The organism is Streptomyces sp. NPDC091377, assembly GCF_044757045.1.
Taxonomy (GTDB): Bacteria; Actinomycetota; Actinomycetes; order Streptomycetales; family Streptomycetaceae; genus Streptomyces.
On sequence record NZ_JBIVUE010000003.1, the window covers coordinates 272369 to 285597 of the forward strand.

A 13229-nucleotide genomic window follows, 5' to 3' on the forward strand; every position below is an offset into this window, starting at 1 on the left:
GGTGAGGGGAGCGGCCATGCGTCGTGGAGGGCCTTCCGTGCTCGGGATCGTGCTCGCGGGCGGTGAGGGCAAACGCCTGATGCCGCTCACCGCGGACCGCGCGAAACCCGCGGTCACCTTCGGCGGCACCTACCGGCTTGTCGACTTCGTCCTGTCGAACCTGGTCAACGCCGACATCCTGCGGATCTGTGTGCTGACCCAGTACAAGTCGCACTCCCTGGACCGGCACATCACCACCACCTGGCGGATGTCCAGTCTGCTGGGCAACTACGTCACCCCCGTCCCGGCCCAGCAGCGGCTCGGCCCGCGCTGGTACCTGGGCAGCGCGGACGCCATCCTCCAGTCGCTGAACCTGGTCCACGACGAACAGCCCGAGTACGTCGCGGTGTTCGGCGCCGACCATGTCTACCGCATGGACCCGCGGCAGATGATCGCCCAGCACATCGACAGCGGCGCGGGCGTCACCGTGGCCGGGATCCGGGTGCCGCGCACCGAGTCGTCGTCGTTCGGGGTGATCAGCCCCGGCTCGGACGGCCGGACCGTCGACCGCTTCCTGGAGAAGCCCGCCGACCCGCCCGGCCTCCCCGACAGCCCGGAGTGTGTCTTCGCCTCCATGGGCAACTACGTCTTCACCACCAAGGCGCTTGTCGAGGCGCTCCAGCGGGACGCCGAGGACCCGGGGTCGGTGCACGACATGGGCGGCTCGATCCTGCCCCGGCTCACCGACCGAGGCGAGGCCCGGCTCTACGACTTCAGCGAGAACCACGTCCCGGGCGAGACCACCCGGGACCAGGGCTACTGGCGGGACGTCGGCACCCTGGACGCGTACTACGAGGCCCATATGGACCTGATCGCCGAGCGTCCGGCGTTCAACCTGTACAACCGGCAGTGGCCCATCTACACCCACTCGAACCAGCTCTCCCCGGCCCGGTTCAACGCGGGCGGCATGGCCGGCGAGTCGATCATCAGCGCCGGGTGCCTGATCCGGGGCCAGGTCACCCGTTCGGTGCTGTCGCCCGGGGTGGTTGTCGATCCGGGCGCGGTGGTGCAGGGCTCGGTGCTCCACGACAACGTCCACATCGGCCGGGGCGCGGTGGTGCGCGGGGCCGTGCTGGACAAGAACGTGGAGGTCCCGCCCGGCGCGACCATCGGCGTCAACCCGCACCGGGACGCCGAGTTGTACACGGTCTCCGAGGACGGGGTGATCGCGCTGGGCAAGGGGCAGCGGGTCTCCTGACGGTACGGCCGAACGGGTGTCATGGGGCCGCTGCGGCGGCTGTGACCTGCGTGATCAGCGCCGCGCCACACTTCCGACTTAATCCGTTGTTAACTGTACGTAACCTGATCGTACTTGACCGTAATCGCCCGAACGTTATTCACTGCTTGCCCACCCACCGCCGACGCGAGGCAAGCCGTGACCCCTGACCTGCTCGCCCCCCTCGACCTGGCGTTCTGGAACATCGAGACCGACCGCCACCCCATGCACCTGGGTGCCCTCGGGGTGTTCGCCGCACCGTCACCCACCGCGGGCGCCCACGCCGCCGAACTGCTCGCGGCCCGCGCCGCCGGGGTCCCGGGACTGCGGATGCGGATCCGGGACGTATGGCAGCCGCCCGGTCTGCGGCACCCCCTCGCCTTCGGCGGCGCTGCCCGTGAGGCCGACCCGGACTTCGACCCCCTGGACCACGTCCGGCTGCACACCCCCACCGCCGACTTCCAGGCCGAGGCGGGCCGGCTGATGGAACGCCCGCTGCGCCGCGGCCGGCCCCCCTGGGAGGCCCACGTCCTGCCCGGCGACGGCGGCACCGGCTTCGCCGTCCTGTTCAAGTTCCACCACGCCCTGGCCGACGGACTGCGCGCCCTCACCCTCGCCGCCGCCGTCCTCGACCCCATGGACCTGCCCGTCCGCCGCCCCCGCCCCGAACCACCCCGCCGCGGCCCGCTGCCCGACCTGCGCGCACTGCCCGGCCTGGTGCGCGACGCCCTGTCCGACACGGGCCGCGCCCTGGACATCGGCGCCTCCCTCGCCGTGTCCACCCTGGCCGCGCGCCCCACCCCCGCACTCACCGCCGAGCCCAGCGGAACCCGCCGTACCGCCGGAGTCGTGGTCGACATCGACGAGGTGCACCGGGTCCGCAAATCCGTCGGCGGCACCGTCAACGACGTACTGATCGCGGTCGTCGCGGGCGCCCTGCGCCGCTGGCTCGACGAACGCGGCGACGGCAGCGACGGCGTCATGCCCCGCGCCCTCATCCCGGTCTCCACCCGCCGCCCGAGCACCGCGCACCCGCCGGGCAACCGGCTCTCCGGCTATCTGACCCGGCTTCCGGTCAACGACCCCGACCCGCTCGGCCGCCTCGGCACCGTGCGCACCGCCATGGACCGCAACAAGGAGGCCGGACCCGGCCGGGGCGCCGGTGCCGTCGCCCTGCTCGTCGACCATGTCCCGCCCCTCGCCCACCGGCTCGCCGGACCGCTCGCCGCCCAGGCCGCCCGCCTCTGGTTCGACATCCTCGTCACCAGCGTCCCGCTGCCCGGCTTCTGCCTCCGCCTCGGCGGCAGCCCGCTCACCGCCGTCCACCCCTACGCCCCCCTCGCCCGCGGTCAGTCCCTCGCGATCGCCATGTCGACGTACCGCGGAAGCGTCCACTTCGGCCTCGTCGCCGACGCCCGCGCCGTACCCGACCTGGACCGGCTCGCCCAGGCGGTGACGGACGAGGTGGCGGCCCTGATCGAGGCGTGCGAGACGTGAATCGGCGGGGCGGACGGGGGCCCGTACCTCATGGGTCGCCGGACCGTCGGGCCCGGCGCGGCCATCGTCGCTGATCACGGCCCGGCGGCCCGATCGGACGCGAGTTTGGCTCACCGGCCCGGCGCTCCGTAAAATCCACGGTTCGGACAGCGGGCGCGGACGGAGCGCCGCCAGGGCAGCAGGGAAACGACAGCGGCGATGACGGTGACACAGGACGGCTCGGCCTCCCCCGACGAGGTGGTCTACGGGCCCGGCATCGACCCGGAACGGCTCGCCGTCTGCCTCGGCGTGCTGGAGGAACTGGACAAGCTGGAGGTCGACCACCCCGACGCCATCGCCGTGCGCCGGGCCACCGCCGGGGTCTACCGCACGGTCAAGCAGCGCCGCCGCCAGGAGCGCCGGGCCGCCAAGACCGCCCACGACAAGTCGGTCACCGAGGCCACCGCCACCGGCTCCGCCGAACGCATCGACGACGAGACCGAGGGCCTGCTGCCCTCCTCCCGCACCGAGCGCGGCCGGATCGCCGGAATACTCCAGCGCCCCCGCTCCTGCTACATCTGCAAGACCCGGTACGTCGAGGTCGACTACTTCTACCACCAGCTCTGCGAGAAGTGCGCCGACGAGAACCGCGCCAAGCGCGACGCCCGCGCCGACCTCACCGGCAAGCGCGCGCTGCTCACCGGCGGCCGGGCCAAGATCGGTATGTACATCGCGCTGCGGCTGCTGCGTGACGGCGCCCACACCACCATCACCACGCGCTTCCCCAAGGACGCCATCCGCCGCTTCAAGGCCATGGACGACTCGGCCGACTGGATCCACCGCCTTGAGGTCGTCGGCATCGACCTGCGCGACCCCGCCCAGGCGGTCTCCCTCGCCGAGCGGGTCGCCGGGCAGGGGCCGCTCGACATCCTGATCAACAACGCGACCCAGACCGTACGCCGGCTGCCCTCCGCCTACGCCGCCCTGGTCGACGGCGAGAGCGCGCCGCTGCCCGCCGGTGAACTCCCCGCCCACCAGGTGATCGGCGCCTTCAACTCCGGCGCGGTCGACGGACTGGCCGCGCTGCCCCTCGGCACCTCCGGGCTCGACGCGCAGCAGGTCGCCGACCTCGCCCTCGTCGCGGGCAACGCCAGCGTGGAGCGGCACCGCGACGGCACCGCCATCGACGCGGGCGGCCTCGTCCCCGACGTCGTGGACAGCAACACCTGGGTGCAGAGCATCGACCAGATCTCCCCGGTCGAACTCCTGGAGACCCAGCTGTGCAACTACACAGCGCCGTTCATCCTGATCAGCGCCCTGCGACCGGCGATGGCCGAGGCCGCGCGCACCGCCGCGAGCAAGCGGGCCCATATCGTCAACGTCTCGGCGATGGAGGGCGTCTTCAGCCGCGGCTACAAGGGCGCCGGACACCCCAACACCAATGCCGCCAAGGCCGCGATGAACATGGTCACGCGGACCAGCGCGCAGGAGATGTTCGAGTCCGACGGCATCCTGATGACCTCGGTCGACACCGGCTGGATCACCGACGAGCGCCCGCACTACGACAAGCTGCGCCTCGCCGACGCCGGTTTCCACGCCCCGCTCGACCTGGTCGACGGCGCGGCCCGCGTATACGACCCGATCGTGCGCGGCGAGCAGGGCGAGGATGTGTTCGGTGTCTTCCTGAAGGACTACGCGCCCGGCAAGTGGTGAGCCGTCCGCTCACCAGAACGAACGGCCGTTGTCGGCCACGTCCGCCATGTCCGACCAGGCGATCCCGATGAGCAGCGCCCCGATGCCCAGGAGAAGAGCCGCCAGGGCGAGCGCGTAGTAGAGGACGACCCGGGACAGGTCCCGGTGGTCGGGCCGGCTCCGCTCGGGCGGCGGCGCGGGCGCGGCCGGGGGCGGAGTGACCGGGGGCGGTGCGGCCGAGCCGGGATGGTTCTCGCTCATGTCCTGTCCACCTTCCGGGGACCGTCCACCGGAGCGTCCCGGCAGGTGGGCCGGGGTGTGCCGAGCCGGCGAACGCTGCCTCCACGATCGCATCGGGCATCGAGGACTGCCATTCGCGACCTTCGACCACGCCCCCCTCGCGGCGTACGGGACTACACCCCGGGCCGGGGCCGCACGCCGGGCCGGGGCCGCACGCCGGGCCGGGGCCGCACCCCGGGCCGGGGCCGCACCCCGGGCCGGTTCACGGCGCCCGGCCGGGAGTGCCGGGCCGGGCGTGTGCCGGGCCCCGACGACGTCCAGCACCGGCCGCCGGTCCGCCAGCGCTCCGGCGGCGAGACCGGGCACCTTGCCCGCGTCGTCGGCCCGGCGCAGGGCGATCGCGTCCTCGCCCAGCGGGTCGCGTGCGAAGGCGGCGGCCTCCGCCGGACGCGTCGGGTCCGGCATCCTCCGCCGGTCCCATCGGGTCGCCCTGGGCCCGCAGGGACAGCGCGCTGAGCGCGCTTTGCGGTGAGAGCCCCCGGCCGGGGGAGACGGCGGCGAGACAGCGTGCGGCCGGCAGATGGAGCGGCCATCAGCCCGTCGATGTCGCGCGGTTCCATGCGTCCGCCCTCCCACGAGACAGCCGTACGGCCGCGCAGCAGATCATGGCGGGCTTTCGGCCCGGCCAACAGCAGTTGAACGGCGCAACCATCTCGAAGCTCCGTTCGTGACGTTACGCCGATGGAGTGACTCCAAAATGACGCATTATGTAACAAATAGGTGTAGAACTGGATGGAGCGGCCACCGGCCGATGTCCGATAGTTACCCGTTGTTTTCAGCCCCATCGAGCAGGGGGCCGCTCATTTGGTTAATCTGGAGGGCGACGGACAGCATCAAGGGGTCCCACCCACGCCCATGGTCCGTCCCGGGACAAGCCGGTTCACCACGGCCTTGCTCTCAGCCAAGTTGCCGGCGCCACCGCGTCCGAACGTTCAAGCCAGCCCCGAGCGGGCGTCCGGTGCCGGAGCGCAGTGCGGCCGGAGACGTCCGAGGGTGACCCGACACATAAGGAGTGCGCGGTGACACCGGAGAAGCCGAATCCCGATCAAGGCCCCGAGGACCGCCCCAAGCGCCCGGGCCGTAAGCCGGGCGACATCTGCAGTCTCGACGTGTGGGCCCGCTCGGCCCCCATCCGTCTCGCGGGATACGAGGACGACCTCGCCGAGCCGCACATCCTGCCCAGCGTCGACTGACGCGATCGCGACGCCGTCCGCGCGGGAGACCGCCGGACGGCGTCGCGATCGCCGACCGCACGGGCGTGCCGACACACGCCCCTGCCGGCCGGAGGGGCCGGGGCCGCGAGGCCCCGCCCGGTCCGGTGCGGTTCAGCCCACCGGGGTCTTCGACTCCTCGGCGAGGCGCTCCATGCCGCTGGTCGTCTTCAGCGGCTTCTCCTTCAGGAACACCACGGCGAGCAGCGCGAGCGCGGCGAACGGCGTGGCGATGAGGAACAGATCGGCCGTGGCCACCCCGTAGGCGTGCTCCACGATCTCGCGCATCGGCTCGGGCAGGGTGGTCATGTCCGGCACGTGCGAGGACTCGCCGCCCCCGCCTGCGCCCCCGGTCGCCGCGTCGCTGACCCCGGCCTCCTGGAGGCCCTTGGTCATCTCGTCGGCGACCCGGTTGGCGAGGATCGCGCCGAGGACACTGGTGCCGATGGTGCCGCCCATGCTGCGGAAGAAGGACAGCACGGAGGTGGCGGCGCCCAGTTCGGCGGCGGGCACGTCGTTCTGCGCGGCGAGCACCAGGTTCTGCATCAGCATGCCCACACCGACACCGAGCACGGCCATGTACAGGCTGAGCAGTCCGAAGTGGGTGCCCGCGTCGATGGTGGCGAGCAGCCCCAGACCGGCGGTCATGATGATCCCGCCCGCCACCAGGTACCGCTTCCACTTGCCGGTACGGCTGATGACCTGACCGGCGACCGTGGACGACACCAGCAGCCCCAGGATCATCGGCAGGCTCATCAGCCCCGCGACGGTCGGCGACTTGCCGAGGGCGACCTGGAAGTACTGGGAGAGGAACACCGTCCCGCCGAACATGGCGACACCGACGAACAGGCTGGCCACGGTGGTCAGGGAGACCGTGCGGTTGCGGAAGATGTCCAGCGGGATGACCGGCTCGGGGACGCGGGACTCCACGCCGACCGCGGCCACCAGCAGCACCACACCACCACCGGCGAGGGCGAGCGTCTGCCAGGACGCCCAGTCGAACCGGTTGCCCGCCAGCGACACCCAGATCAGCAGGGCGCACACACCGGCCACGATCAGGAACGCGCCCAGCCAGTCGATCTTCACCTCACGCCGGACCGTGGGCAGCCGCAGGGTGCGCTGGAGCAGCGCGATCGCGATCAGCGCGAACGGCACCCCGATGAAGAAGCACCAGCGCCAGCCGAGCCAGTCGGTGTCCACCATGACCCCGCCGACCAGCGGTCCGGCGACCGTGCCCACGGCGAAGACCGCGCCGAAGATACCCGCGTACCGGCCGAGTTCCCGCGGCGGGATCACCGCGGCCATGACGACCTGGGCGAGCGCGGTCAGACCACCGGCGCCGATGCCCTGGATCACCCGGCTGAAGATGAGCAGACCGACGCCCTGCGAGAACCCGGCGAGCAGCGAACCGACGACGAACATCGCCAGCGACAGCTGAAGCAGCAGCTTCTTGTTGTAGAGGTCGGACAGCTTGCCCCACAGGGGCACGGTGGCGGTCATCGCCAGCAGTTCGGAGGTGACGACCCAGGTGTAGGCGGACTGGCTGGCACCGAGGTCGGCGATGATCCGGGGCAGGGCGTTCGCCACGACCGTGCCCGCGAGGATCGCGACGAACATTCCGGCCATCAGACCGGACATGGCCTGGAGTATCTGCCGTTGGGACATGGAGGTGGGCGACGACGCCTTCTCGGGCGTCTGCGGTGGTGCGGTCACGACGGGCTCTTTCGAAGGGGAGGGAGAGGAAGGAAAGGGAAGGCAAAGGGAGGGGAGGGGGAGGGGCGCCGGTCAGTCCGGCGGCGTGGGGGCGGGCAGCCCGGCGGCCAGCATCGTGAACGTCTCCCGGAACACGTCGGCGAACCGCCGTTCCTCGGGCCGGGCGCTCCAGTGCTCCATGGAGACCCGGACCGCCGTACCGGCGACGGCGACCAGCAGCCGCGGGTACAGGTCGAGGTCCTGGCGCGCGGACTCACAGCCGGCGGGCGCCGGGGGCTCCCCGGAGGCACCGGCGGTCGTCTCTTCCGCGGAGCCGCTCCGCAGCCGTGCCGTGACGGCCTCGGCCAGCGCCGTCTCGTCCGACATGTGCGCGCCGAGGCTGCGCACCAGCAGATGCGGTGCCTTGCGCAGCACCTGGGCGTGCAGGTTCCACAGCTCGTGCTGCTGCTCGGCCCCGGCGAGTTCCGCGGCGATCGCCTCGCGTACGGCGTCCAGCGGTGACAGTTCGGCCGGGGCCTGCCGGACGGCGTCCCGCATACGGGTGCTGATACCGGTGTCGATCACGACGAACGCGTCGTCGCGCGAGTCGAAGTAGTTGAAGAACGTCCGTACGGAGACACCCGCCGCGGCGCTGATGGCCTCGACGGTGACCTGGTCCACCCCGTGCTCGGCGGCCAGACGTACCGCCGCCTCCGCGAGCGCGGCACGCGTGGCCCGCTTCTTGCGCTCACGCAGTCCGCCCCCGGCGGCCTTCTTCTCCGGCATGACGTGCAGCATATGCAAAGCTGCATGTCGTGCAAAATTAATAATCGGTCCCGCGCCCGCGTCTCCCGGGGCGACATCCCTGCGCGACGTCCCAGGTGAGACAGCCTCTGGCGTCCCTTGACGGGACGGCCTCGGCGCTACATCTCAGGCGGGACCGCCTCGACGCCACGTCCCTGGCGGGACGGCCCCGGCACGACGCCGCCCGCGGCCTCGACGCCCCGCCCCTCACCCACCCCCGCCCGTTTCCGCGGCCCAACCCCCGGCTCGTCACCCACCCGGTACCCACCCATCACCACCCGTCACCCACCCCTCACCCGCCCCGCGCCACCCCCGTGCTCTCCCGTTCGATCAGTCTCGGTACCGGTACCTGCACCATCCGCGCCGGGCCGCCGTCGAGCAGGGCCGTCAGTTCGCGGGCCGCCGTGCGGCCGAACTCCACGGTGTCGCGGGAGAGCGCGGACAGCCACGGCTTGACCATGCGGCACAGGGCGGAGTCCTCCCACGCCACCACCGACACATCGCCCGGCACGGAGAAGCCGAGCCCCGCGGCGGCGGCGACTCCGGCGACCGCCATCACGTCGTTGTCGTAGACGAGGGCCGTCGGGGGAGTGGGCCCGGACAGCACCCGGCGGGTCACGGCCGCGCCCTCGGCGTCGGAGTAGTCGGTAGTCACCGAGCGCACCTCGGTCAGTCCGCGCCGCTCCGCCTCCGCGCGCAGGGTACGGATCCGGCGCTCGGTGTGCGCGAGCCCCGCGAGGCCCGCGATGTGCACGATCCGCCGGTGGCCGAGGGCGGTCAACTCGTCCACCACCGCCGCCATCGCGCCCGCGTCGTCCGCCCACACCGTGGACAGCCCGGGGTGGTCCCCCTCCGGCGGGCCGCCGATGACCACGGCGGGCAGGCCCAGTTCGTCCAGCAGGGCCGGACGCGGATCGTCGGTACGGGGGTCGACCACGAGCACCCCGTCCACCCGGTGCTCGGCCCACCAGTGCCGGTAGACGTCGCACTCGTCGGCGATGTCCCGCGCGATCTGGAACAGCAGCCCCAGGTGCCGCTCGGCCAGCACCTCCTGGATGCCGGAGACCAACTGGAGGAAGAACGAGTCCACGCCGAGCGTGCCGGGGGGTCGGGCCAGCACGAAGCCGACCGTCGCGGCACCCTCCCCGGACAGGGCCCGGGCCGCCGTGCTCGGCCGCCAGCCCAACTGCTCGGCGACCCGGCGGACCCGGTCCCGGGTCACCTCGGAGACCCCTGGACGTCCGTTCAACGCGAAGGACACCGCGCTCTCCGAGACCCCGGCCCGCCGTGCGATGTCCTTCATCGTCGGCCGGCGCGCGGGAGACCGCTTGCCCGTCACGTGCTGCTCCCCACTGGAATCCCCACTCGGATCTCCACTCGGATCCCCACTCGGAAGGCGCGCGCGGCGCGGTGGAAGTAGACGACGTACTAATGCGCTTGAGTGGCATCACCCTAAAGCGCATTAGTGAACTCCCGCAAGAGCCGGTCAACCACCCTTCTGACCTGGTGGTTTGATCAGCTGGAAACTTTAGATGGGCGGAATGCATTGACTTTCCCCCATCGGCAAGTGCAGTGTCTGCCCGACACCTCCGGTTCATCCCGGCCCGTCCCTCGGACCGGACCGCCGCAAAGGAGCACATCGTCGTGCGCATTTCCCGCCGGACCCTCGCCGCCGCTGCCGTCGTCGCCGTCCTCGTGCCGCTCAGTGCCTGCGGCTCCGGGGGAGACGACGGCGGCTCCGCCGACGCCTCGGGCAAGGTGGAGGGTGACATCACCTTCCAGACCTGGAACCTCCGCGCCAACTTCAAGGACTACTTCGAAGGCGTCATCGCCGACTTCGAGAAGAAGTACCCGGGCACCGACGTCAAGTGGGTCGACCAGCCCGCCGAGGGCTACGCCGACAAGATCAGCGCGGACGCGGCCGGCGGCACCCTGCCCGACGTCGTGAACGTCTCCCCGGACCTGGCCGCCCCGCTCGCCAAGGCGGGCCTCGCCCTCGACCTGGACAAGGCCGCGCCGCAGTACCGGAAGGAGTACCTGGAGGGCGCCTGGGCCAGCCACCAGATACCCGGCCTGACCGGCACGTACGCCTTCCCCTGGTACCTCAACACCGGCCCGCTCTTCTACAACCGGTCCCTCTTCGACAAGGCCGGTCTCGACTCCGAGCAGCCGCCGAAGACCTACGACGACCTCTTCTCGGCCGCGCTGAAGATCGCCGAGGAGACGGACGGCGAGGTCGCCACCCTCGCCAACGTCCCCACCATCGAGGACTTCGGCCGCTACGGCGTCCCGCTCATGAACGACGACGGCACCGGCTTCACCTTCAACGACGCCAAGGGCGTCGAACTCCTCACCCGGTACAAGAAGCTCTACGACGCCAAGGCGCTGGACTCGCAGGCGCTGACCGCGACGCCCGAGTCGTCCGGCAAGAAGTTCCTCACCGAGGGCGTCGCCATGAACCCCGGCAGCGCCCTGGACCTGGACAACTTCAAGAAGCAGGCGCCGAACCTGTACAAGAACATCGGCATCACCGACCAGATCACCAGCACCGGCAACGTCAACATGTACGTGATGGGCGTGATGGTCAACGCGCAGACCAAGCGGAAGCCCGCCGCCGTCGCCTTCGGACACTTCGTGACCGACGCCACCCGCCAGATGTCCTTCGCCAAGGAAGTCGCCATCTTCCCGAGCACGGCGGGCTCGCTCGACGACCCGTACTTCACCGAGGAGGACGGCACCGACGAGACCCGCGTGCGCGTCGCCTCCGCCCAGTCGCTGAAGAACGCCGTGAACTACACGCCGGTGCTGTTCAGCGAGCAGATGAAGGTCGAACTGCGCAACGCCATCGCCCGTGCGCTCCAGGGCAAGGAGAGCCCCGCAGAAGCGCTTGACAACGCTGTCAAGGCGTGTGACCGGCTGCTCCAGCAGCAGGGCTGAGTCATCATGGCGAGTCCCGCTCTCTCCCGGGTACGGCGCCAGCTGCCGACCAGCCCCTGGCTGTTCGCCGCGCCCGGACTGGTCATCATCAGCGCGTTCGTGCTGTACCCCTTCCTCTCCACCCTGGTCAACTCCTTCACCGACCGCCGCACCCTGGTCGCCGGCGAGTTCGTGGGACTCGACAACTTCCGCGAGCTGCTCCAGGACGACATGTTCTGGATCGGCCTGCGCAACAGCTCCCTCTACGTCCTCGGCGTCGTACCGGCCCTGGTGATCCTGCCGCTGCTCCTCGCGATGCTCGTGCAGAAGACCATCCCCGGCGTCACCTTCTTCCGCTCCGCCTTCTACACCCCGGTCGTCGCCTCCATCGTCGTGGTCGGCCTCATCTGGGTCTGGCTGCTGGACGAGCGCGGCCTGGTCAACTCCCTGCTCGAAACGATCGGCGTCGACCGGATCGGCTTCCTCAGCGACCAGTGGCTGCTGCTGCTCAGCGCCATGACCGTCACGGTCTGGAAGGGCCTCGGCTACTACATGATCATCTACCTCGCGGCGCTCGGGAACGTACCCCGCGAACTCCACGAGGCCGCCTCCGTCGACGGCGCCGGAGCCGTCCGCCGCTTCTTCACCGTCACCGTGCCCGCCGTCCGCTCCACCATGGTCCTCGTCGGCGCGCTCTCCTCCGTCGCCGCCTTCAAGGTGTTCTCCGAGGTCTATCTGATGGCCGGCCCCAACGGCGGACCGGCCGGCGAGGACACCACCCTCGTGATGCTCGTCCAGCGCACCGGCACCGGCCTCACCGGCCGCGTCGGCTACGCCTCGGCGATCTCCGTGGTCGTGTTCGTCGTCACCGTCGCCCTGATGCTGCTCGTGCTGCGCGCCGACCGGAAGGAGGACCGATGAGCGTCATCGAGAAGGAACGGACCGCCAAGGCCCCCGCCGCCCCGCCGCGCCCCGCCCGCCGCGGCCGGTTCACCGACGAGAACGGCCGCCGCATCCCCGTCTGGGAACTGGTCCTGCGCTACACCCTGCTGCTCGCCGTGCTCGCGCTGATGGTCGGGCCGTTCCTGTGGCAGCTCTCGACCTCCCTCAAGGGACCGACCGAGGATGTCTTCAGCTCCCCGCCCAAGTTCCTGCCGGGCGAACCGACCCTGCACAACTACGAGCGCGTCGCCGACACCATCCCGGTCTGGGACTACGCGTTCAACTCGCTGAAGGTCGCCGTCGCCAACGTCGTCACCAACTGCGTCGGCGCCGCCCTCGCCGGATACGCCCTGGCCCGGCTGCGCTACCGGGGCCGCCGCGCCGCCACCCTCGCCTTCGTCCTCGCGATGCTCGTGCCCGTGGAGGGCATCATCATCGCCCAGTTCACCACCATGCGGGAGCTGGGCCTCAACAACACCCTGATCGGAGTGCTGCTCCCCGGCTCGATCGCCTCCCTGAACGTGCTGCTGATGCGCAACGCCTTCCTGAACGTCCCCTACGAGATCGAGGAAGCCGCGTTCGTGGACGGCGCCAACGTCTGGCAGCGGTTCCTGCGGATCGCGCTGCCCTCGGTCAAGGGCACCCTCGCCGTCGTCGCCATCTTCGCCTTCATGGGCGCCTGGGACGACTTCCTGTGGCCCCTGATCGTGCTCAGCGACCCGGCCAACTTCACCCTCACCATCGGTCTGAACTATCTGCACGGCACCTTCGCCAACGACGAACGCCTCGTCGCCGCCGGAACCATCATCGCCGTCGCCCCGCTGATCCTGCTCTTCGCCTGCCTCCAGCGGTACTTCTTCCGCGGGGTCGGAGAGGGCGCGGTCAAGGGCTGACCCCCGGCCCCCTCCACCGCGGCGGCCGGGACCCTCGGGCCGCCCGAC

General features: G+C 71.1%; 11 protein-coding genes. 7 read left to right on the forward strand and 4 right to left on the reverse strand.

The genetic code is table 11. The features are described 5' to 3' along the window. Positions 1–16: 16 nt before the first annotated feature. From glgC to ACIQNG_RS08960, 3 genes are all read left to right on the forward strand, one after another. Positions 17–1237, forward strand: coding sequence for a glucose-1-phosphate adenylyltransferase (glgC, locus tag ACIQNG_RS08950; RefSeq protein ID WP_401424261.1), 1221 nt, complete (start codon positions 17–19; stop codon positions 1235–1237). Between the two features lie 177 nt (positions 1238–1414). Then, positions 1415–2752: a wax ester/triacylglycerol synthase family O-acyltransferase gene (locus tag ACIQNG_RS08955; protein ID WP_401483437.1), complete on the forward strand. Its 1338-nt coding sequence runs from the start codon at positions 1415–1417 to the stop codon at positions 2750–2752. A 198-nt stretch (positions 2753–2950) separates the two neighbouring features. Continuing rightward, positions 2951–4444, forward strand: coding sequence for an SDR family NAD(P)-dependent oxidoreductase (locus ACIQNG_RS08960; protein ID WP_401483438.1), 1494 nt, complete (start codon positions 2951–2953; stop codon positions 4442–4444). Between the two features lie 9 nt (positions 4445–4453). On the opposite strand, the gene ACIQNG_RS08965 is transcribed toward ACIQNG_RS08960, so the two are convergent. Then, complete coding sequence (locus ACIQNG_RS08965; RefSeq protein WP_401424258.1) at positions 4454–4684, reverse strand: hypothetical protein; 231 nt, start codon at positions 4682–4684, stop codon at positions 4454–4456. A gap of 1058 nt (positions 4685–5742) precedes the next feature. On the opposite strand from ACIQNG_RS08965, the gene ACIQNG_RS08970 reads away from it, so the two are divergent. Then, positions 5743–5916, forward strand: a complete 174-nt coding sequence (locus ACIQNG_RS08970; RefSeq protein ID WP_401424256.1) for a hypothetical protein — start codon at positions 5743–5745, stop codon at positions 5914–5916. 132 nt (positions 5917–6048) lie between these two features. Here ACIQNG_RS08970 and ACIQNG_RS08975 read toward each other — a convergent pair whose 3' ends face one another. The 3 genes from ACIQNG_RS08975 to ACIQNG_RS08985 form a co-directional block, all read right to left on the reverse strand. Then, complete coding sequence (locus ACIQNG_RS08975) at positions 6049–7599, reverse strand: MDR family MFS transporter (RefSeq protein ID WP_401483868.1); 1551 nt, start codon at positions 7597–7599, stop codon at positions 6049–6051. Between the two features lie 120 nt (positions 7600–7719). Beyond that, entirely contained in the window at positions 7720–8412 is a 693-nt protein-coding gene (locus ACIQNG_RS08980) for a TetR family transcriptional regulator (RefSeq protein ID WP_401483440.1), read from the reverse strand. Between the two features lie 310 nt (positions 8413–8722). Next, positions 8723–9733: a LacI family DNA-binding transcriptional regulator gene (locus ACIQNG_RS08985; protein ID WP_401425115.1), complete on the reverse strand. Its 1011-nt coding sequence runs from the start codon at positions 9731–9733 to the stop codon at positions 8723–8725. Positions 9734–10074: 341 nt separating this feature from the next. On the opposite strand from ACIQNG_RS08985, the gene ACIQNG_RS08990 reads away from it, so the two are divergent. From ACIQNG_RS08990 to ACIQNG_RS09000, 3 genes are read left to right on the forward strand one after another with little or no spacing between them, the layout of a single operon-like run. Then, entirely contained in the window at positions 10075–11367 is a 1293-nt protein-coding gene (locus ACIQNG_RS08990; RefSeq protein WP_401483442.1) for an ABC transporter substrate-binding protein, read from the forward strand. Between the two features lie 6 nt (positions 11368–11373). Further along, positions 11374–12267, forward strand: a complete 894-nt coding sequence (locus tag ACIQNG_RS08995; protein ID WP_401424253.1) for a carbohydrate ABC transporter permease — start codon at positions 11374–11376, stop codon at positions 12265–12267. After that, a complete protein-coding gene (locus tag ACIQNG_RS09000; RefSeq protein WP_401424252.1) occupies positions 12264–13181 on the forward strand; it encodes a carbohydrate ABC transporter permease in 918 nt (305 codons plus the stop codon). The genes ACIQNG_RS08995 and ACIQNG_RS09000 overlap by 4 nt, the downstream gene beginning before the upstream one ends. Positions 13182–13229: the final 48 nt, after the last annotated feature.